Below are 20573 nucleotides of genomic sequence, written 5' to 3' on the forward strand. Positions count from 1 at the left end.
TGCGTCGGCCGCTCCGTGCCGCATCTGTGGTTGCGGGGGCTCGGGCAGTTAAGGTTCGCGCGTGACGACCACCACAATCAGGACCATCGGGACGCGGCTCGCGGGGGCGGCGCTCGCAGCGACGATCGGGTTCGGGTCGGCCGGCCCGGCCGCCGCCATCGACGGCGGGGCGCCCGCGGGGCGGGACGCGCTGGCGCAGGCCACCGTCGCCATCGGGACGATCACCCAGCCCGAGGAGGCGCTGAGGCTCACGCGCTGCACCGGGATCCTGATCGCCCCGGACCTCGTGCTCACCGCGGCGCATTGCGTGAACGGCGATCCGCTCGGCGCGCTGGTCGTGTTCTTCCGCGGCACCGAGCCGGCGCGGCCGGTCTACGGCGCCCGGGTCGCGGCGCGCTACAGCCCCGATCCCGGCGAGATGCTGCCGAACGCGGCCCCCGACGTGAGCCTCGCCGACCTGTCCCTCGATCTCGCGGTTCTGCGCCTGACCGAGCCGGTGCGTGACCGGCGCCCGGTGCCGCTCGCGGCCGATCCTCGCCGCCTGCCCAAGACGCTTCGGATCGCGGGGGCCGGCCTGTCCGGGCGGGGCGTCGGGCGGTTGCGCACCGCGACCCTGACCCCGGTGGCGGCCAGCAATACCGGCCTGACCATCGCCCGGGCGAACGGCGCCCGGATCTGCTTCGGGGATTCCGGCGGGCCCGTCGTCGCGCAGGATCGCGGCGGGACCTATGTCTGGGGCGTCGCCAGCGCGGTGATCACCCGCACCGCGCCCTGCGGCGGCTACGTCGTGGTCGCGCCGGCGGCCCAGGTCTTTTCCACGACCGGGGTTCGGTAGGCCTCAAGTCGGCAGCGTCTTTTTCCGAAAGCCGGCAGCCACCTTTCGGGACGATGCGCAAAAAACGAAAACCCCGCGCGGCCGAGCCGCACGGGGTTTTTCGACAGGCACGCTGACCCGGGTGGATCAGACCGCCATGCGCTCCTCGGCGTCCATCGGCTCGCGCAGCACGTAGCCGCGGCCCCAGACGGTCTCGATGTAGTTCTTGCCCTGGCTGGCGTTGGCGAGCTTCTTGCGCAGCTTGCAGATGAACACGTCGATGATCTTCAGCTCGGGCTCGTCCATGCCGCCGTAGAGATGGTTGAGGAACATCTCCTTGGTGAGCGTCGTGCCCTTCCGGAGCGAGAGGAGTTCCAGCATCTGGTACTCCTTGCCGGTCAGGTGCACCCGGGCGCCGCCGACCTCGACCGTCTTCTGATCCAGGTTCACGATCAGGTCGCCGGTGGTGATCACCGACTGGGCGTGGCCCTTCGAGCGGCGCACGATGGCGTGGATCCGGGCCACCAGCTCGTCCTTGTGGAACGGCTTGGTGAGGTAATCGTCGGCCCCGAAGCCCAGACCCTTCACCTTGTCCTCGATCCCGGCCATGCCGGAGAGGATCAGGATCGGCGTCTTCACCTTCGCCACCCGCAGGTTGCGCAGGACCTCGTAGCCCGACATGTCGGGCAGGTTCAGATCGAGGAGGATGATGTCGTAATCGTAGAGCTTGCCGAGGTCGATGCCCTCTTCGCCCAGGTCGGTGGTATAGGTGTTGAAGTTCTCGGACTTGAGCATCAACTCGATGCTCTGCGCGGTCGCGCTATCGTCCTCGATCAAAAGTACCCGCATCGTCGGTCCCCAGCCCAGCCGGCCGCATCAGCGCGCAGACACGTCCCCACCGATCACCCGCCACCGGCCTGTGGACGGGCGCTCCGTCGCTCTTGACGTGGAACGCTATGGATTAATCGTTAACAAAACCTGATTCCCACCCGCAAGCGTCTCGTTCACCGGCCCGTGAGCTTGACGGGAGGAATAGGGTTCCTCCACGGCGCCCGGGGCCATGATTCCGCTCCATTCGCGACCGGGACGCCCACGCGTTTGGGCGTAAGTGTCTCCCCCGAAACGACCCGGTCCCGGCTGTGTCCCTGCGGACACAGCCCCACGACTTCGTGAAGTCCGGCTGACGCCGGAGCCCGGACCGGGCCGCTACGAGCCCGATGACCGCAGTGTTAAGGAGGCCGGTAAACGAAGCGTTGAGAGCCACGCCGATGACACAGGATCCGGCAAGGTCCGTTACCAACCTCGCCGCGGCCCAGGCGGCCCTCGACCGGATCGAGGTGCTCGAGACCTTCGGCCGGGTCGTGGCGATCCGCGGGCTCCTGGTCGAGGTCGCGGGGCCTGTGGCCGCCATGCGGCTCGGCGGCCGGATCGACGTGGAGGGCGCCAACGGCCTCGGGCTGGTGCCCTGCGAGATCATCGGCTTCCAGGGCGACCGCGCGCTCGCCATGCCGTTCGGCTCCCTGGAAGGCGTCCGCCGCGGCTGCCCGGCCTATGTCCGCGACGAATCGGCGGGGGCGATCCGGCCGTCGAGCGCCTGGCTCGGGCGGGTGGTCGACGCGCTCGGACGCCCGGTGGACGGGCTCGGGCCCCTGCCGCAGGGACCGGACGTCTATGCGCTGCGCGCCGACCCGCCCCCGGCCCATGCCCGCACCCGGGTCGGCGGACCGCTGGACCTCGGGGTCCGGTGCATCAACACCTTCCTGACCATGTGCGCCGGCCAGCGGATGGGCATCTTCGCCGGCTCCGGTGTCGGCAAGTCGGTGCTGCTGTCGATGCTGGCCCGCTACACTGCCGCCGACGTGGCGGTGATCGGCCTCGTGGGCGAGCGCGGCCGCGAGGTGCAGGAATTCCTGCAGGACGATCTCGGCGCCGCCGGTCTGGCCCGCTCCGTGGTCGTGGTGGCGACCTCGGACGAGCCGGCGCTGATGCGCCGCAACGCCGCCTACGTGACCCTCTCGGTCGCCGAGCATTTTCGCGACCAGGGCGCGAAAGTGCTGTGCATGATCGATTCGATCACCCGCTTCGCCATGGCCCAGCGCGATATCGGGCTGGCCGCCGGCGAGCCGCCCACCGCCAAGGGCTACACGCCCACGGTCTTCTCGGAATTGCCGCGGCTTCTGGAGCGCGCCGGACCCGGGGTCGGCCTCGGCACGATCTCGGCGCTGTTCACCGTGCTGGTCGAGGGCGACGACCACAACGAGCCGGTGGCCGACGCGGTCCGCGGCATCCTCGACGGGCACATCGTGATGGAGCGGGCGATCGCCGAGCGCGGGCGCTACCCGGCGATCAACGTGCTGCGCTCGGTCTCCCGGACCATGCCGCGCTCCTGCGATCCGGCCTATTTGCCTGTGGTCCGCAGGGCCCGCCGGGTGCTCTCGACCTACGCCGACATGGAGGAGCTGATCCGGCTGGGCGCCTACCGGTCGGGCTCGTCCCAGGAGGTCGACGAGGCGGTGGCGCTCATGCCGGATCTTGAGGCTTTTCTGGGGCAGGGTAAGGAAGAAGCAACGTCCATCAGCGATGGTTACGCCCGGCTCAGCCAGATCGTCGGCGGGGCCTAGGCATCATGCAGCGAAGCGGTAATCGCTTGGGTGCATTGAGTGATGCGGAACCAGGGTCTGAGCAGGTTCGCCGTCGCGATCCTGCTTAGGGCACGAGCCGGGCATGGTCCCTGGCGCGGCCCCGAGCGTTGCGTGGAGTGAGCGTCCCAATGAAATCGCGTGACACGCTGATCCGGCTGCGTCGCTTCCAGGTTGATGAGAAGCGGCGGCGTGTGACCCAGATCGAGATGATGATGGCCGACTTCCAGCGCATGGCGGTGGAGCTCGACCGGGAAGTCGCCGTCGAGGAAGCCCGCGCCGGCATCACCGATGTCGGGCATTTCGCCTACCCGACCTACGCGCGCGCCGCCGCCGGCCGCCGGGACAACATGCGCCAATCCGCCCAGGCGCTGGAAGGCCAGCTGGCCGAGGCCAAGGCCGAGCTCGGCGAGGCCTTCGAGGAGCTGAAGAAGGTCGAGATCCTGAACGACCGGGAGCGCACCGCCGAGCGCGCCGCCGAGGCGATCCGCGACCAGGCCGCGATGGACGGAATCGGCCTCAACCGCGCCCGCGGCTGAGACGCCCGATCGGGCCTCGCGCACCCGCGCGTTGCGCCCTCCGAGGGGCTTTTCGCCGAGTCCGTGTGTGATGTGCCGGCAACGCGGCACGAAACCGTCACGATCACCTGACAAGGGGGATCGCGATGGCCTCGATCCGCTTGCGGCGCATTGCATGGCGGCGCATCAGGGGCTCTCCCCGGGGCGTCGGTGTACATGAAGAAGCTCAGCGAGTTCATCTGGCCGTTGATCGGCCTCGCAGCGGTCGTGGTATCGGGCTACTTTCTCTACCAAGAGCTGAAGACCACATCGCTGGCGGCGATCTGGTCCGCGATCCTGGCGATCCCTCCGCATCGCATCCTGCTGGCTGCGATCTCGACCCTCGTGGCCTACGCGGCGCTCGCCTGGTACGACCGGATCGCCCTGCTGCATCTGGGCGTGCGCCACATCTCGTGGCTGTTCGTCTCGCTCTGCTCCTTCACCACCTACGCGCTGTCGCACAATATCGGCGCCTCGGTCTTCTCCGGCGCCCTGGTGCGCTACCGGGCCTACACGGCCAAGGGCCTCTCGGCCGCCCAGGTCGCCGTGCTGGTGGCCCTGTGCTCCTTCACGTTCTTCCTCGGCACGGTCCTGCTCGGCGGCTTCACCCTGGTGGTGGACCCGAACCTGTTGACGCGCCTCGAGGGCAAGCTCCCGGGCTTCCTGACCGATCCGAAGACGGCGCTGGTCGTCGGCTTCTGCATGCTGGGCTTCGTGGCGCTCTACGTGCTCGGCTCGATCCTGCGCCTGCGGCCGCTGCATATCCGCTCGTTCAAGCTCGAATATCCCCGGCCCGGCATCATGGCGCGCCAGCTGCTGGCGGCGCCGCTGGAGCTGCTGGGTGCCGCGGGCATCATCTACTTCGCCCTGCCGGAGGCGATGAACCCAGGCTTCATCCCGGTCCTCGCGATCTTCCTCGCCTCGTTCTCGGTGGCGCTCGCCTCGCACGCCCCGGGCGGCCTCGGCGTGTTCGAGATCGTGTTCATCACGGCGATGCACATCACCGACGACGCCCAGAAGGACGCGATCATCGCGGCGGTGATCATCTTCCGGATCTTCTACTTCTGGATCCCGGCGCTGATCTCGGTGATCGTGGTGGTGCTGTTCGAGCGCTCGCGCCTCGCCGCCGCCATCGCGGCGCCCGCCGCGGTCCCCTCGACCGTGCCGGAGCCGCCGGTGGTCGTACCGGGGCTCGACGCGCACGAGCTGGAGCGCGAGCTGAAGCAGAAGGCGGTCTGAGACGGAAAGACTAGCCGGGACATCGCACGGCAGAACGTCTGCAGCCAAAAACTCGCGATTGTTCGGCGTGCCTCTTCAACCGACGATCTGACTGCTGCCAGATAATCCACGCTGTCATTCCGGGGCGCCGCAGGCGATCCCGGAATCCAGAGCCGCCGACGGCGCAAGGTCCTGACGCAACAGTGTTTCTGGATTCCGGGCTCCGCTTCGCGGCCCCGGAATGACAGGGCGTGTGCTTTCATGTCAGCCCAACGCCCCGACCCTTGTGAGACGCGTCTCGCCTATTACGCTTGCCCTGCACAAACGAGCGACACCGCCCCTCAGATCGATCCCACCGTGCGTAGCCGCGCCCGCGGGTGGATCTCGGCCTGGCTCATCACCGGGGTTTCGCGGCGGAAGCGCTCGATGATCGAGCGCACGAACGGCCGGGACTGGGCCGAGGTGACCAGCACCGGCATCTCGCCCTGACGGGCGGCGGCCTCGAAACGGTCGCGGACCGCGGTGACGAACTCGCTGAGCTTCGAGGGCTGCATCGCGAGGTAGCGCTCCTCGCGCTCGCCGACGATCGACTCCATGAAGGCCTGCTCCCAGGCCGGCGACAGGGTGATGATCGGCAGGGTGCTGTTCTGGTCCTGGTACTGGGCGCAGATCTGCCGGCCGAGCCGGGCGCGGACATGCTCGACCACGTCGCGCGGGTTCTTCACCGCGCCGGCGACTTCCGCGATCCCCTCGACGATCGCCCCGAGATCGCGGATCGACACGCGCTCGGAGAGCAGGAACTGCAGCACGCGCTGCACGCCGGTGGTCGAGATCTGCGAGGGCACGATCTCCTTGAGCAGCTCGGCATGCTCCTTGGGCAGCTCGCGCAGCAGCTTTGAGACCTCGACATGGTTGAGGAGCTCGGAGACATGGGCCTTGATCACCTCGGTGAGGTGGGTCGAGACCACGGTGGCGGCATCCACCACCGTGTAGCCCTTGAGCTGCGCCTGGTCGCGCAGGGACGCGTCGATCCATGTGGCGGGAAGGCCGAAGGTCGGCTCCAGCATGTGCTGGCCGGGCAGCTGGACCTGGCCGCCCATCGGATCCATGGCCATGAACTGGCCCGGGAAGATCCGGCCCGTGCCGGCCTCGATCTCCTTGACCCGGACCACGTAGGAATTGGCGTTGAGCTGGACGTTGTCGAGGATCCGCACCGACGGCATGACGAAGCCGAGTTCGGCCGCGAGCTGGCGGCGCAGGGCCTTGATCTGGTCGGTGAGCCGGTCCTGGCCCTCGCCGTTGACCAGGGCGAGGAGCGCGTAGCCCATCTCGAGCTTGAGGTCGTCGAGCTTGAGCAGGTCGGTGACGGTCTCCTCCTTGGCGGCGGTCGCGGCGGCCGCGACTGCCTTGGCGTCCATCGGCGCGCCCTGCGCGTCCAGCGGCGGGGCCTCCTTGGCGGTCTTGTTGGTGCGCCAGGCGGCGTAGCCGGCCCCGCCGCCGAGCAGCAGGAACGGCAGCATCGGCATGCCGGGCAGGAGCGCGATCAGGAACATCACGGCCGCCGACATGCCGAGCGCCTTGGGGTAATGCGCGAGCTGCTTGCCGAGCGCCTTGTCGGCCGAGCCGCGCACACCCGCCTTCGAGACCAGGATGCCGGCCGCGGTCGAGACGATCAGGGCCGGGACCTGGCTCGCCAGCCCGTCGCCGATGGTGAGCAGGGTGTAGCTCTTGGCGGCGTCGCCGAAGCTCATGCCCTGCTGCGCCACCCCGATGACGATGCCGCCGACCACGTTGATGAAGGTGATCAGCAGGGCGGCGACCGCGTCGCCGCGGACGAATTTCGAGGCGCCGTCCATGGCGCCGAAGAACGAGGATTCCTCCTCCAGGGCGGCGCGGCGGGCCTTGGCGACCTTCTCGTCGATCAGGCCGGCCGACAGGTCGGCATCGATCGCCATCTGCTTGCCGGGCATCGCGTCGAGGGTGAAGCGGGCCGCGACCTCGGCGATGCGGCCCGAGCCCTTCGTGATGACCACGAAGTTCACGATGATCAGGATCGCGAACACGATGATCCCGATGACGAAGTTGCCGCCCATCACGAAGTTGCCGAAGGCCTCGATGACGTGGCCGGCCGCCGCCGTGCCCTCGTGGCCATGGCCCAGGATCAGGCGGGTCGAGGCGAGGTTCAGCGCCAGCCGCAGCATCGTGGCGATGAGCAGCAGCGTCGGGAAGACGGTGAATTCCAGCGGGTTGTCGATCGACAGGCCGGTCATCATGATCAGCACCGAGGTGATGATCGAGACCGCCAGCAGCAGGTCGAGCAGCACCGCCGGCAGCGGGAAGATCAGGACCGCCAGGATGCCCATGACGCCCGTGGCGAACATGAGGTCCGAGCGCTTGGACAGCGCGTGGAGGTCGCCGCGGGTCGGCAGCGCGAGCTGACTCAGGACCGAGGCGGCCCCGCCCATCGCCCCGCCCCTGGCCGGCGCGCTCGCCGTCTCCGCCATCGTTCTCGATCCATCGCCGTCCGCCCGGGGGAATCCCGGGGGCGGACCCGGCAAGATCTGCCGAGCGGATGGTTAGCGCGCCGTTAAGAACCGGGCCGGCGTGGGCGGAACCCGCATGGCTTCAGCCGCTTGTCCCGCCGCGGCATCGTCGTCGCGCAACCGGGCGGCAGCCCACCGATCGAGGGATCCCGCATGGCCGCCCGTGTCCTGACCGCCCTGTTCGACGAGTACGACACCGCCGCCGGCGTGGTCGACCAGCTGGAGGCCGCGGGCGTGCCCCATGCCGATATCAGCATCCTGGCGAACCGGGCGGGATCGGATACGCCCCGGGATCAACCCTTCGGCGATCCGAAGCCCGACGTGGTCGATCCGGTGGACGCCGCCGGGACGGGCGCGACCGTCGGCACGGTGCTCGGGGGCGGCGCCGGATTGCTGGCGGGGCTCGGGCTGCTGGCGATTCCCGGCCTCGGGCCGGTGGTCGCGGCGGGCTGGCTGATCGCGGCCGTGACGGGCGCGGGCGTCGGCGCCGCGGCGGGCGGGCTGATCGGCGGCCTCACGGGCGCCGGACTCACCGAGGGTGAGGCCGAGACCTATGCCGAGGGCGTGCGCCGGGGCGGGACCCTCGTGACGGTGCGGGCCGAGGACCACCAGGCCGACCGGGTGATGGCGATCCTCGATCGCGCCGGCTCGATCGATCTCGACGAGCGGGCCGAAGGCTGGCGCGCCGAGGGCTGGACCGGCGCGGCGGTACGCGGCTGAGCCGGGCCGAGCACCGCATCCTTCGAGGCGGCGCAGAGTGCTTCGTCGAAGGCGCTCCGGCTCAGTTCATCATCTTCCGGGCGAACATCGAGGCGGCGAACAGCACGGCCGCGCCCGCGGTCACCAGGCTGATCAACAGGATCCGCCGCGGCTCCACCGAGGATTCCGCCTTCACGGGCTCGACGATCGGGCTGAAGAATTCGATCTGCCGGGCGGCGACGATGCGGGCGCGCTCGTGGGCGGTCAGCACCTGCTGGTAGTACTTCTCGGCGTTCTTGCGGTCGTTCTCGAGGGCCTCGAACCGGGTGAGCGCGTCCGAGAGCAGGCGCTTCTGCTCCGGATCCTGGCTGGCCGATTGCCGCTCGATCCGGGCGATGTTCTCGTCGAGATCCTTGATCTGCTGCTTGATGTCGATGATGCGGCGCGATTCCGGACCGAGGTCGCGCTGGCCGATGGCGAGCTGGACCGCAAGGTTGATGCGGGCCGCCCGCAGCTCGGACACGATCTTGAGGTTCGCCTCGTTCGACTTCTGAGCATCGAGCACGCCTTCGCGGTTGCGCAGGTCGCGCATCGCCAGGCGGATCTTGGTCATGCGATCTTCGGCGATCTTCAGCTCGCGGGAGCTCTCGGCGACCGCATCCTCGCGCGCCTTCACGCTGAGGTCGTTCACCATCCGCTCCGCCTCGGTCATCACGGCTTTCGCGATGGCGAGGGATTCGTCGGGGTCGAAGGCCTCGACCGTCAGCGACATGATGCCGGAGCCGGATTCGACGTCGACGCCGACACGCCGCTTCCAGTAGCGGAGGAACTTCTCGATCGGCTTCTCGGCGTCGAAGCGCGAGAAATAGTCGATGCTGTCGCGGCTGAACCACGCGCGGATCGGCAGCTTCGCCTCGATCGCCTCGATCATCGGCCGGCTGTGGATGTATTCGTTGGTGATCAGCGTGTCCTGCGCCACCATCTGGCTCGGGACACCCGACGAAGTGCCGACCGAATCCGGTGCCGCCTTGTCGGCCGTGCCGAGCGCCGGGCGAATCGCGAACCGGGCCTCGCTGACGTAGCGGTCGGACGCGATCAGACCGAAATAGACCGCCCCGACCAAGGTCGGCAGCACGAAGCAGATCACGAACAGGATCGGGATCCAGGGATCGTTCTTGACGTGGCTCTGGTAGGACCGGATGCCCTTCTTGCGGTCGACGAACCGCGACATGCGGGCGATCTGCCGCAACGATTCGGTGACCGCCTGCTGGCGGTCCGCGGTCGTCAGCGGCTGCCCCTCGGCTTTCCGGATCTCCATATTCATGACCTGATCCCCGGCCTCTCCGGACTCGACGGCCGGCCCGTCACCGGGCCCTCGACCGCGCCGAAACGCTCGCGTCGGATGCCTCTCGCACGGGGAGGCGGCAAAAGCATGTCTTCGCGGCTGCGATCATTAGGCGTTGAGGCGCCGATAGACCTCGATCGCGTCGTTGACGTCCTCGTAGATGATCGCCCGCCCGTTGAGCAGCACGAGGCCCTGCGTACACCATTGGCGGATGGTCTCCATCGAGTGCGAGACCATGATGATGTCGGCGTTCTTGCGCCGCTGGGAGAAGACCTCGTCGCAGCGCTTCGAGAATCGCGCGTCACCCACGGAGGTGATCTCGTCGATCAGGTAGCAGTCGAACGGGATCGCCATACTCATGCCGAAGGCGAGCCGGGCGCCCATGCCGGACGAATACGTGTAGATCGGCACGTCGAGATAGCTGCCGAGCTCGGAGAAGTCCTCCACGAAGTCGAGCACGCGGCGCGGATCCTCGCCGTAGATCCGGGCGACGAACATGACGTTGTCGCGGCCGGTCATCTTCGGATGGAAGCCGCCGGCGAAGCCCAGCGGCCAGGAGATCCGCAGGCCGCGATGGATCCGCCCCCGGGTCGGATCCTCGGTCCCGGCGATGAGCCGCATCGTGGTCGATTTGCCGGCGCCGTTGATGCCGAGGATGCCGTAGGAAATGCCGGGCTTCAGGGTGAACGATACCTGTTCCAGGATCGTCCGCTTGTGGCCGTCGGTGCGGTAGACCTTGCTGACTTTCTCGAAACGGATCACCGGGGTGGTCTCCAGGGCGGATTGCCGAAACGCCGGCCCGTGCTGTCTGGCTGCGCGGCTCCTGCCCCCGGAAAGCGGCGAATCTGAGAAGGCCGGCTTGCGCTGGCCGCGCTCCTGAGCTCGCGCGAAAGCCTTCAGCCTCACCGCCCTTGCGAGCGCAGCGAAGCAAACCAGGGTAGCCCGCCGTTTCGAAGGCGATGGATCGCGCGCTCACCCGGCTGCGCTCGCGATGTCGATCCGGGCTGCCCGGCGGCCTGTTCCCGACAGCGATCTGGCTCACGCCGAGTGACAACCGATTTGCAACAAAATGCCGTTTTGCGCCTCCGCGGTTGACGTCCGAGGGTATTTGGCATACCAGATACCAAGACGCACAGCGGGACGCAGCGACGAGCTCCGGGCCGACCGGAACTTTAGCGCCGTATCGCAGGGAGACCGCAATGACGGACCCGAGCTTCGTTACCCCCGACACAGCCTGCATCCCGGCCGCCCGACATCGCCGCTGGGCCATCTGTGTCGGACGCTGACACCATGCTGGACCGCCCCGCCGGGGACGATCTCACGGGACTCGTCGCCGCCATCGGCGACGCCGTGGTGGTGGCCGATCCGGAGGGGGCGATCACGGTCTGGAACCCGGCGGCCGAGCGGATCTTCGGCTTCACCGCGGCGGACGCCCTCGGGCAGACCCTCGATCTGATCACGCCGGAGCGCCACCGCCGCCGCCACTGGGACGGCTACGCCAAGACCATGCGGACCGGCACCACTCGCTACGGGGCCGAGACCCTGCGGGTGCCGGCGATCCACAAGGACGGTCGCCAGCTCTCCATCGCCTTCACGGTCGGGATGATCCGGGACGCGTCGGACCGGGTGACCGGCATCGTCGCGGTGATCCGCGACGAGACCGAACGCTGGAGCGAGGAGAAACGCCTGCGCCAGCGGGTGGCCGAACTCGAAGCCCTTCCGAACGGATCCTGACCGGAAACCGGGACCGTCCGAAGACCGCAATCCTCAACGCGCAAGGGAGAACGCCAGATGAGCAAGCCGTTGGACGGGATCAAGATCATCGATTTCACCCACGTTCAGGCCGGCCCCGCCTGCACGCAGCTGCTGGCGTGGTTCGGCGCCGACGTGATCAAGGTCGAGCGGCCGGGCGCGGGCGACGTGACCCGCACGCAGCTGCGCCACGTCGAGGATGCGGACGCGCTCTACTTCACGATGCTCAACTCCAACAAGCGCTCGCTGACGCTGGACACCAAGACCCAGGCCGGCAAGGAGGTGCTGGAGAAGCTGATCCAGGATTCCGACGTGATGGTCGAGAATTTCGGCCCCGGGGCGCTGGACCGGATGGGCTTCTCCTGGGCCCGCATCCAGGAACTCAATCCCGGGATGATCCTGGCCTCAGTGAAGGGCTTCTCCGACGGGCACCATTACGAGGACCTGAAGGTCTACGAGAACGTCGCCCAATGCGCCGGCGGCGCCGCCTCGACCACCGGCTTCTGGGACGGGCCGCCGACCGTCAGCGCCGCCGCGCTCGGTGATTCGAACACCGGCATGCACCTCGCCATCGGCATCCTCACGGCGCTGCACCAGAAGAACAAGACCGGCACCGGCCAGAAGGTCGCCGTCTCGATGCAGGATTCGGTGATCAACCTCTGCCGGGTGAAGCTGCGCGACCAGCAGCGCCTCGATGCGCTCGGCTATCTCGAGGAATACCCGCAATACCCGCACGGGGAATTCTCGGACGTGGTGCCCCGCGGCGGCAATGCCGGCGGCGGCGGCCAGCCCGGCTGGGTGCTCAAGTGCAAGGGCTGGGAGACCGACCCGAACGCCTACATCTACTTCACGATCCAGGGCCATGCCTGGGCGCCGATCTGCAAGGTGCTCGGCCGCGAGGATTGGATCACCGATCCCGCCTACAACACCCCGCGGGCCCGGCAGGACAAGATCTTCGACATCTTCAAGACTATCGAGGAATGGCTCGCCGACAAGACCAAGTTCGAGGCGGTGGACATCCTGCGCACCTACGATATCCCCTGCGCGCCGGTCCTGTCGATGAAGGAGATCGCCGAGGACAAGTCCCTGCGTGCCAGCGGCACCGTCGTCGAGGTGTCGCATCCGAAGCTTGGTAGCTACCTGACCGTCGGCAGCCCGATCAAGTTCTCCGACATGACCGTCGAGGTGAAGGCCTCGCCGCTGCTCGGCGAGCACACCGACGAGGTGCTGACCGGCCTCGGCTACAGCCCCGCGCAGATCCAGGCGATGCACGAGGCCCGCGCCGTCTGATAAGCGGCTCCGAACCTCTGCTAATCTGAGTCGGGACGGCGCGCCCTGCGCCGTCCCGACTCATGTGCACGATGCGGATCCGATGCGATCACTGCTGAGCCGCCTCCTTCCCGAGCTGACGCCGGTCAGCAAGCGCGAGCGTCTCCGCTCGGCCGCCGGCGCCCTGCTGGGGATCCTGGCCACCGGCCTGGTCTGCCGCGCCGCGATCGGCCCGGAGGCCGCCCCGGTCCTGATCGCCCCGATGGGCGCCTCGGCGGTGCTGCTCTTTGCGGTGCCGGCCAGTCCCCTGGCGCAGCCCTGGTCGATACTCGGCGGCAACCTCGTGGCCGCCCTGGTCGGCGTCACGGCCGCGACCTGGGTGCCGGACCCGTTCGTAGCGGCCTCCGTGGCCATCGGGTTGGCGATCGCCCTGATGATGGCCCTGCGCTGCCTGCACCCGCCGAGCGGGGCGGTGGCCCTGACGGCTGTTCTCGGCGGCCCGGCGATCCGGGAACTCGGCTACGGCTTCGTGCTCTGGCCCGTGGCGGCCAATTCGCTGCTGCTGCTGAGTGCGGCCCTGCTATTCAACAACCTCACCGGCCGCGCCTATCCGCACCTGCGCCCGGCCGGCCCGCGGACCGACGACCGCGCGCCGGCGTCCCGCCTGGGCTTCCTGGCCTCGGATCTCGATGCGGCGCTGGAGGATTTCGACCAGCTGCTCGACGTCGACCGCAGCGACCTGGAGCAGATCCTGCGGCGGGTGCAGATGCGGGTCTATGGGCGCCGCCCGGGCCAGACCACCTGCGCGGCGATCATGTCCCGCGACGTGATCGGGGTCGCGCCGCACGATTCCCTGGCGCAGGCGCTGCACCTGCTGCGCCGCCACCGGATCAAGGCCCTGCCGGTCACCGACGAGCGCGCCCGGGTGCTCGGGATCGTCACGCAGACCGACCTGTTGGATAAGGCCGAATGGGACCGGAGCGGCCCGCGGCTGGGCCTCGGCCGCCGCCTGCAGCTGACCGTGGAGCGCGGGCGGGCGCCCCATGGCTGCGCCGCCGACATCATGAGTGCGGTCGAGCCCGTCACCCCGGACACGCCGCTGGCCGAGCTGGTGCTCCGGATGGCGGAGGCGGCCCTCCATCACCTGCCGGTGGTCGATCCGGATGGCCGGCTCGTCGGGATCGTCTCCCAGACCGATCTGATCCCGGCGCTGATGGCCGATGCCGGGCCCGCCGGTCCGGCGCGGGCCCGCAGGGCCGCGGACGCCGTGCCGGCCTGACCCGCCCGCTCAACCCTTCCTGACGTTCCAGAATACCGGCACGCCGTCGAGCACCCCGGCCACCGAGGGCTTGTACGAGGTCTGGTTGAAATACTGCCCGAGCGGCAGGTAGGGCACGTCCGCGAAGGCCTGCTTCTGCAGGGCGTCCGCGAGCGTCTTGCGCGCGGCGGTGTCGGGAGCATCGAGCCATTCCTGGCGCAGCGTCTCGAGCTTCTCGCTGGTCGGCCAGCCGACCGGGGCGCTCGCGCCGGTCCCGCGCAGGAAGGCGCTGACCGCCGGGTTGGCCTGGTCGAGCCCGGCCCAGAAGGTGCAGAAGATGCTCCAGCCGCCCTGGGCGATCGGGTCGCGCTTGGCCCGCCGCTGGACCACCGAACCCCAGTCCATGACCTGATAATCGACGTTGAAGCCGGCCCGCGTGAGCATGTCGGCCGCGACATCGCTTAGCGCCTTCAGGCTCGGAAAGTCGGAGGCGCCCATCAGCACCACCTTCTCGCCCTTGTACCCGGCCGCCGTCAGCGCCTTCTTGGCGGCGTCGAAGTCGCGCTTGCTCGTCAGCACGTCGAGGCCGGCCTCGCTCGCCATCGGCAGGCCGGGACAGAAGAAGCCGGCCGGCACGTGGCGCAGCTTCGGGTCGTCGCCGGTCACCGCCTGCATGAAGTCGGTCTGGTCGACCACCTTCAGCAGCACCTGCCGGATCGCCGGGTTGTCGAAGGGCGGCAGCAGCTGGTTCATGCGCAGGCAGCCGATCAACCCGGTCGGGTCCTTGATCGAGGTCTTCAGGCTGCCCAGCGTCGGCACGAGGTCGGAGGGCGGCTGCTCCCACCAATCCATCTCGCCGGTCTGCATTGCCGAGGCGGCGGTGGCCTGATCGGGGATGACGTGCCACTCGACCCGGTCGAGGAAGGCGCGTTTGGGGCCCGAGGTCCATTGCGGTTCGCCGCCCTCGCGCGGGACGTATTTGTCGAAGCGCTCGTAGACGACCCGGGCGCCGACCATCCGCTCGTCGGCCTTGAACCGGAACGGGCCGCTGCCGACCATCTCGGTCACCTGCGTGAACGCATCGGTCTTGGCGAGGCGTTCCGGCATGATCGCGCAGATCGGCGAGCCGACCTTGCCCAGCGCGTCCGGCAGGAGCGGGAAGGGCTTTTTCAGCCGGAACTGGATGGTCCGGTCGTCGGGGGCCGAGAGTTCGTCCGTGTAGGCCATGAGCGTCTGGCCCATCGGGTCGCGCTTGGCCCAGCGATTGATGCTGGCGACGCAGTCGCGGGCGAGCACCGGCGTGCCGTCGTGGAAGGTCAGCCCGGGCCGCAGCGTCATGCGCCACAGCTTGCCGTCATCCTCGACGACGTGGCCGGCGACCATCTGCGGCTGCGCGGCGTAGCTGGCATCGGTCCCGTACAGGGTGTCGAACACCGCGAGCCCGTGGTTGCGGGTCACGTAGGCGGTGGTCCAGATCGGATCGAGCACCGTCAGGTCGGCCTGCGGGATGAACTTGAGCACCCGGGAGGCCGTGCCCTGGGCGAGTGCCGGGGCGGCGAGCGCCGCGCCCGACAGGGCCACGAAGGATCGTCTGGTTAGCATGTCGGCTCGCCCCTGCGCTGCGTTCGCCGAAGCTTAGCACGAGGCGGGCCACGGGGAGGGCGGGCGGCCCGGATCCGCGGGAGGATGACCGGTGGTTGTTGGCTATCTGGGGGGACGAGGCTCGGGCCCTTGTCGATGCCTCAAGCGACGTGGCCCCAAAAACACTGTTCAGGAGCGGCGGCCGCTGGCCACAATGTCATTCCGGGGCGCCGCAGGCGAGCCCGGAATCCAGATGCGCTGACGGCGCAAACCTTTGCTCCACCTGCGTTTCTGGATCCCGGGATCCGCTACGCGGCCCCGGGATGACAGGGTGGATGGTCCAACGCTCAAGACACTCTCGAACGTCTGCAGAACACATCGTCCCTGAGAGGCGTGCGCCTCACGCCTTCTTCTTGATCCCGCTCTGCGGGTTGAGGCTGCCGATATTGCCGCTCTCGCTGCCGGCGGCCGGGTCGATCACGGCGTTGATGAGCGACGGCCGGCCGGAATCCATGGCGGTGTTGACCGCCCGGGTCAGCTCGTCCGGCGAGGTGACGTTGTAGCCGTCGCCGCCGAAGGCCTCCATCATCTTGTCGTAGCGGGAATCCTTGACGAACACCGTGGTGGCCGGGTCGCGCCCGGTCGGGTCGGAATCGGTGCCGCGGTAGATGCCGTTGTTGTTGAACACGACGATGCAGACCGGCAGCCCGTACCGGCAGATCGTCTCGACTTCCATGCCCGAGAAGCCGAAGGCGCTGTCGCCCTCCACGCACAGGACCGGCTTGCCGGTCTCGATCGCGGCGGCGACGGCGAAGCCCATGCCGATGCCCATGATGCCCCAAGTGCCGACATCCAGGCGCTTGCGCGGCTGGTACATGTCGATGATGCCCCGGGCGAGGTCGAGGGTGTTGGCGCCCTCGTTGACCAGGATCGCGTCGGGCCGCTCCTTCACGATGGTCCGCAGGGCGCCGAGCGCGGCGTGGAAGGTCATGGGCGAGGCGTTGCTCATGAGCTTGGGCGCCATCTTGGCGATGTTCGCCTCGCGCTTGGTCTTGAGCGTGTCGATCCAGTCGGCCGGGGGCTGCTGCCAGCCCTGGCCCATCCCGTCGAGGAGCGCCTGGACGCAGGAGGCGATGTCGCCGACCACCGGGGCCACGATCTCGACGTTCGAATCCATCTCGCGCGGCTCGATGTCGATCTGGATGAACTTGGTCGAGCCCGGCTCGCCCCAGCTCTTGCCCTTGCCGTGCGACAGCAGCCAGTTGAGCCGGGCGCCGATCAGCAGCACGACGTCCGAATCCTTGAGCGCGGTGGAGCGCGCGGCGCCGGCCGAGAGCGGGTGAGTGTCGGGCAGCAGGCCCTTGGCCATGCTCATCGGCACGTACGGGATGCCGCTGGTCTCGACGAGGGCGCGGATGGCGTCGTCGGCCTGGGCGTAGGCCGCGCCCTTGCCGAGCACGATCAGCGGCCGGCGGGCGGATTTCAGCACCTCCAGGGCCCGGGTGATCGCCTCGGGGGCGGGGCGCTGGGCCGGGGCCGGATCGATCACCTTCACCAGCGACTTCTGGCCGGCCTCGGCCTCCATCACCTGGGAGAACAGCTTGGCCGGCAAGTCGAGATAGACGCCGCCGGGACGGCCTGAGCAGGCCGCGCGGATCGCCCGGGCGACGCCGATGCCGATATCGGCCGCGTGCAGCACCCGGAAGGCCGCCTTGCACAGGGGCTTGGCGATGGCGAGCTGGTCCATCTCCTCGTAGTCGCCCTGCTGGAGATCGACGATCTCGCGCTCGGACGAGCCCGAGATCAGGATCATCGGGAAGCAGTTGGTGGTGGCGTTGGCGAGCGCGGTCAGGCCGTTCAGGAAGCCCGGCGCCGAGACCGTGAGGCAGATGCCCGGCTTCTGGGTGAGGAAGCCCGCGATCGCGGCGGCGTTGCCGGCATGCTGCTCGTGGCGGAACGACACGACCCGCATCCCCGCGGCCTGGGCCATGCGGCCGAGATCGGTGATCGGGATGCCCGGGACGCCGTAGATCGTCTCGATGCCGTTGAGCTTGAGCGCGTCGATGACGAGGTGGAAGCCGTCGGTGAGATCGGGCTCGGCCTCGATCTCGGGGGCGGTGTGGACGATCTTTGCCAGAGCGGTCATCGCTGTTTCTCCCGGAAATTCAGTGTCGGTACGGGGTGCTTTCGAGGTTTCTGTCAGGATCTCCGACCCGCTGCCCTCATCCTGAGATGCCCGCGCCGGCGGCCTCGAAGGAGCCGTCCTTCGAGGCCGCCGCTTCGCTTCGTCGCCTCAGGATGAGGGGAAGGGTAGGAGATCCGTGTAGGCCGAGCGTCGTTCGAGGGACGGCGTGATGTCAAAGGCCGTTCAGGCCGCCCGGATCGGCTGGGCGGCGAGCGCCGCGGGATGCTCGGCCTCGGCGAGGTAGCGGGCGCGCAGCGGCCGCAGCAGGAAGATCGCGAGCGCGGCGGCGGCGACGTTGAGCCCGATGATCAGTGAGAACACCGCCGACCACCCATAGGCCGCCGACAGGAGGCTGGCGAACGGCACCAGGAACGCGGCGGTGCCCTTGGCGGTGTAGAGCAGGCCGGCATTGCTGGCGGCGTATTTGGACCCGAACGTGTCCCCGCAGGTCGCCGGAAACAGGGAGTAGATCTCGCCGAACACCCCGAAATACACCGCGGTGGCGAAGACGAACACCATCGGGTGGTGGCCGTAGGTCAGGAGCACGATCACCGCCAGGGCCGCCGTCGAGAACGCGATGAACATCGTGTTCTCGCGGCCGATATTGTCGGAGACGTAGCCGAAGAACGGCCGGCCGAACCCGTCGAAGATCCGGTCGAGGGAGATCGCCAGGGTCAGCGCCGCCATCTGGAGGCCGAACAGGCTGACCGGCACGCCGGCGACGTGAAAATCCTGGGCGATCGGGGCGATCTGCGCCGCCGCCATCAGGCCCCCGGAGGCGACCATGACGAACATCGCGTACATCACCCAGAAGACCGGCGTGCGCACCGCCTCGCGGGGGCTGCGGTCGATCTTCGTCTGGGGCAGGCGCAGGCTCTTGCGCTGCATCGGCACGATGGTGGCCGGCTTGCGCAGCAGAAAGGCGAGGGCGAGCACGATGGCGCCCTGGCCGATCCCGAAATACAGGAAGGCGTCCTGATAGCCGCTGGAGGCGATCATCCGGGCGATCGGCACGACGGTGATCGCCGCGCCCGCACCGAAGCCGGCCGCGGTGGCGCCGGCGGCCAAGCCGCGGCGATGCGGGAACCACTTCAGCGCGTTGCCGACGCAGGTGCCGTAGACCGAGCCGGCGCCGATGCCGCCGACCACCGCGCCGAGATAGAGCAGCGCGAGGCTGTCCGCGTAGGCGTCGATCGTCCAGGCCAGGGCGATCATCACCCCGCCGAAGGCGACCACTAGGCTCGGGCCGTAGCGGTCCACGAACCAGGCCTCCACCGGCACGAGCCAGGTCTCGGTGGCGACGAACAACGTGAAGGCGAGCTGGATCGCCGCCCGCCCCCAGTGGTAGCGCTGATCGATGGGGTCGACGAACAGCGTCCAGCCGTATTGCAGGTTGGCGATCATGGCCATGCAGATCACGCCGAAGGCGAGCTGCCACCATTTCGCCGACGGCGAATCCTGGCGTTCCATCCCTGAGCCTCTCTGGTGGGCGGCGCGTCCTTGATCTGGCGCGTCTGTCTCGTGCAGGCTCAATCATGCATATTCGGCTCAGGCATGCAATATACCAGACCGAGACGGCGGCGGTTCGCTGTCAGTCTCGGAAATATTGTTCCGCCTGCCCATCAGGTCGCGCTGGGTCCCCAGCTTCCCAGCGTCGGCTCGTCCGCCGGGACAAGCGTCTCATCGATCTCCGGTATCCCGGCGGCATCCTCGGAGATTCCGATCACCGCGCGGGCTGCCTCCCAATCGGGATCATCCGCCACCTCCGACAGGACCCCGCGATCGAGGCCGGTGACGCGCCCGCGATCGAGGCGGACGAAAACGCGGCCGGTCTCGGCCCGGGCGAACCGGACCGCGTCCATCCGGCGAAGGCAGTCGCGCAGAAAGCTGGTGTTGGCCGCCGCCGCGAGGTCGACCCCGCGAAAGACTTCGTCGGGCCCGTGGGCGAAGATGTCGACCTTGCGAAACCGATCTATGTCGATCAGCCCCTTCACGTCGAGGATGTTGAGGACCCCGCCGGCCCCGAACGCGATGGTGCGCGGGCGCTCCCCCTGCGGGACGCTGTTGTCCAGGAACTCGCAGACCACCTGCTTGTCCCGGGCGAGCGCCCAGTTGAAGAACAGGCGCGGCATGCCGGTATAGGCCTCGACATTGTGGGCCAGCAGGTCCTCGACCGCCTTGAACCGGCCGAACTGCTCGCCGCGCTTGTAGGCGCGCTCCACCGTGTCGGCCGGCGGCGTCACCATGAACTGCATGTAGACCCGCTCGCCGAACCGGGTGAGCAACTGGCCGCCGCCATCCGAGCCGGCCTCGGCCTGGAAGCTGTCGAACCGGAACCGGTCGATCAGCAGGTTCGAGATCCGCCGCTCGGCCGCCTTGCGGGTGACGTAGCGGTCGAGCTTCATGTCGATCATCTCGACCTCGTAGCCCGTGAGCGTGCCGGCATACCGGGTCGCCGGGCCGAGGCTGTCGTAGTCGAGCAAAAACTTGCGCCAGACGTCCGGGGTGATCACCGCGAAGTCCGACCAGGCCATCCCGAGCCGCCGGGCCAGCCCGAGCTGGTAGGGCCGGATCGTGCTCTTGCCCGAGGCTGAGGCGCCCTTAACGTTCATCACCACCGGATGGGCCTGCGGGGCGAGCCGCCGATAGCCCCGAGCCTCGACCACGGCGGCGATCCAGGGCTCGATCAGCTCGCCGATGCGGCGGCTGCCGT

Annotated in this window: 15 protein-coding genes and 1 pseudogene; 8 read left to right on the plus strand and 8 right to left on the minus strand. The window is 68.8% G+C overall.

Annotated features, from left to right (window positions below):
- The first annotated feature begins 61 nt into the window (after window positions 1-61).
- Window positions 62-835: a trypsin-like serine protease gene (locus WYO_RS21635; RefSeq protein ID WP_007566476.1), complete on the plus strand. Its 774-nt coding sequence runs from the start codon at window positions 62-64 to the stop codon at window positions 833-835.
- A 126-nt stretch (window positions 836-961) separates the two neighbouring features.
- Here WYO_RS21635 and WYO_RS21640 read toward each other — a convergent pair whose 3' ends face one another.
- On the minus strand, window positions 962-1663 hold the full coding sequence (locus tag WYO_RS21640) for a response regulator transcription factor CtrA (RefSeq protein WP_007566477.1): 702 nt from the start codon (window positions 1661-1663) through the stop codon (window positions 962-964).
- A gap of 419 nt (window positions 1664-2082) precedes the next feature.
- On the opposite strand from WYO_RS21640, the gene fliI reads away from it, so the two are divergent.
- From fliI to WYO_RS21655, 3 genes are all read left to right on the plus strand, one after another.
- The gene (gene fliI, locus WYO_RS21645) at window positions 2083-3435 is read left to right on the plus strand and encodes a flagellar protein export ATPase FliI (protein ID WP_007566478.1); all 1353 of its coding nucleotides are present in this window, start codon (window positions 2083-2085) and stop codon (window positions 3433-3435) included.
- Window positions 3436-3584: 149 nt separating this feature from the next.
- On the plus strand, window positions 3585-3992 hold the full coding sequence (gene fliJ / locus WYO_RS21650) for a flagellar export protein FliJ (RefSeq protein WP_007566480.1): 408 nt from the start codon (window positions 3585-3587) through the stop codon (window positions 3990-3992).
- A gap of 195 nt (window positions 3993-4187) precedes the next feature.
- Window positions 4188-5249: a lysylphosphatidylglycerol synthase domain-containing protein gene (locus WYO_RS21655; protein WP_007566482.1), complete on the plus strand. Its 1062-nt coding sequence runs from the start codon at window positions 4188-4190 to the stop codon at window positions 5247-5249.
- 320 nt (window positions 5250-5569) lie between these two features.
- Here the strand turns inward: WYO_RS21655 and flhA are convergent, their stop codons facing one another.
- Window positions 5570-7732, minus strand: coding sequence for a flagellar biosynthesis protein FlhA (gene flhA, locus WYO_RS21660; protein WP_007566484.1), 2163 nt, complete (start codon window positions 7730-7732; stop codon window positions 5570-5572).
- A gap of 192 nt (window positions 7733-7924) precedes the next feature.
- Here flhA and WYO_RS21665 point away from each other — a divergent pair, with 192 nt between their 5' ends.
- Window positions 7925-8491, plus strand: coding sequence for a hypothetical protein (locus tag WYO_RS21665; protein WP_007566486.1), 567 nt, complete (start codon window positions 7925-7927; stop codon window positions 8489-8491).
- A 61-nt stretch (window positions 8492-8552) separates the two neighbouring features.
- Here the strand turns inward: WYO_RS21665 and WYO_RS21670 are convergent, their stop codons facing one another.
- Together WYO_RS21670 and WYO_RS21675 are read right to left on the minus strand one after the other, a co-directional pair.
- The gene (locus tag WYO_RS21670) at window positions 8553-9794 is read right to left on the minus strand and encodes a hypothetical protein (RefSeq protein WP_007566488.1); all 1242 of its coding nucleotides are present in this window, start codon (window positions 9792-9794) and stop codon (window positions 8553-8555) included.
- 129 nt (window positions 9795-9923) lie between these two features.
- Window positions 9924-10577, minus strand: a complete 654-nt coding sequence (locus WYO_RS21675) for an ABC transporter ATP-binding protein (protein WP_007566489.1) — start codon at window positions 10575-10577, stop codon at window positions 9924-9926.
- A 528-nt stretch (window positions 10578-11105) separates the two neighbouring features.
- Here WYO_RS21675 and WYO_RS21680 point away from each other — a divergent pair.
- The 3 genes from WYO_RS21680 (at window position 11106) to WYO_RS21690 (ending at window position 14115) form a co-directional block, all read left to right on the plus strand.
- Window positions 11106-11549, plus strand: coding sequence for a PAS domain S-box protein (locus tag WYO_RS21680; protein WP_007566491.1), 444 nt, complete (start codon window positions 11106-11108; stop codon window positions 11547-11549).
- A gap of 57 nt (window positions 11550-11606) precedes the next feature.
- Complete coding sequence (gene frc / locus WYO_RS21685) at window positions 11607-12857, plus strand: formyl-CoA transferase (protein WP_007566493.1); 1251 nt, start codon at window positions 11607-11609, stop codon at window positions 12855-12857.
- Between the two features lie 82 nt (window positions 12858-12939).
- A complete protein-coding gene (locus WYO_RS21690; protein ID WP_007566495.1) occupies window positions 12940-14115 on the plus strand; it encodes an HPP family protein in 1176 nt (391 codons plus the stop codon).
- A 9-nt stretch (window positions 14116-14124) separates the two neighbouring features.
- On the opposite strand, the gene WYO_RS21695 is transcribed toward WYO_RS21690, so the two are convergent.
- The 4 genes and pseudogenes from WYO_RS21695 to WYO_RS21710 all read right to left on the minus strand — a co-directional run.
- Entirely contained in the window at window positions 14125-15696 is a 1572-nt protein-coding gene (locus tag WYO_RS21695) for an ABC transporter substrate-binding protein (protein ID WP_007566498.1), read from the minus strand.
- A 379-nt stretch (window positions 15697-16075) separates the two neighbouring features.
- The gene (gene oxc / locus WYO_RS21700; RefSeq protein WP_007566500.1) at window positions 16076-17821 is read right to left on the minus strand and encodes an oxalyl-CoA decarboxylase; all 1746 of its coding nucleotides are present in this window, start codon (window positions 17819-17821) and stop codon (window positions 16076-16078) included.
- 222 nt (window positions 17822-18043) lie between these two features.
- On the minus strand, window positions 18044-19330 hold the full coding sequence (oxlT, locus tag WYO_RS21705) for an oxalate/formate MFS antiporter (RefSeq protein WP_007566502.1): 1287 nt from the start codon (window positions 19328-19330) through the stop codon (window positions 18044-18046).
- Window positions 19331-19482: 152 nt separating this feature from the next.
- Window positions 19483-20573: pseudogene (locus WYO_RS21710) on the minus strand (hypothetical protein); the annotation flags it as partial.

It is taken from the genome of Methylobacterium sp. GXF4 (genome assembly GCF_000272495.1).
GTDB classification, from domain to species: domain Bacteria; phylum Pseudomonadota; class Alphaproteobacteria; order Rhizobiales; family Beijerinckiaceae; genus Methylobacterium; species Methylobacterium brachiatum.

Excerpts from the sequence above, each read along its gene's own strand:
- oxc (WP_007566500.1), bottom strand. The coding sequence starts at position 17,821 with ATGACCGCTCTGGCAAAGATCGTCCACACCGCCCCCGAGATCGAGGCC.
- fliJ (WP_007566480.1), top strand. The coding sequence starts at position 3,585 with ATGAAATCGCGTGACACGCTGATCCGGCTGCGTCGCTTCCAGGTTGAT.
- frc (WP_007566493.1), top strand. The coding sequence starts at position 11,607 with ATGAGCAAGCCGTTGGACGGGATCAAGATCATCGATTTCACCCACGTT.
- WYO_RS21640 (WP_007566477.1), bottom strand. The coding sequence starts at position 1,663 with ATGCGGGTACTTTTGATCGAGGACGATAGCGCGACCGCGCAGAGCATC.
- fliI (WP_007566478.1), top strand. The coding sequence starts at position 2,083 with ATGACACAGGATCCGGCAAGGTCCGTTACCAACCTCGCCGCGGCCCAG.
- WYO_RS21665 (WP_007566486.1), top strand. The coding sequence starts at position 7,925 with ATGGCCGCCCGTGTCCTGACCGCCCTGTTCGACGAGTACGACACCGCC.
- WYO_RS21680 (WP_007566491.1), top strand. The coding sequence starts at position 11,106 with ATGCTGGACCGCCCCGCCGGGGACGATCTCACGGGACTCGTCGCCGCC.
- WYO_RS21690 (WP_007566495.1), top strand. The coding sequence starts at position 12,940 with ATGCGATCACTGCTGAGCCGCCTCCTTCCCGAGCTGACGCCGGTCAGC.
- WYO_RS21695 (WP_007566498.1), bottom strand. The coding sequence starts at position 15,696 with ATGCTAACCAGACGATCCTTCGTGGCCCTGTCGGGCGCGGCGCTCGCC.
- oxlT (WP_007566502.1), bottom strand. The coding sequence starts at position 19,330 with ATGGAACGCCAGGATTCGCCGTCGGCGAAATGGTGGCAGCTCGCCTTC.
- flhA (WP_007566484.1), bottom strand. The coding sequence starts at position 7,732 with ATGGCGGAGACGGCGAGCGCGCCGGCCAGGGGCGGGGCGATGGGCGGG.
- WYO_RS21670 (WP_007566488.1), bottom strand. The coding sequence starts at position 9,794 with ATGAATATGGAGATCCGGAAAGCCGAGGGGCAGCCGCTGACGACCGCG.
- WYO_RS21655 (WP_007566482.1), top strand. The coding sequence starts at position 4,188 with ATGAAGAAGCTCAGCGAGTTCATCTGGCCGTTGATCGGCCTCGCAGCG.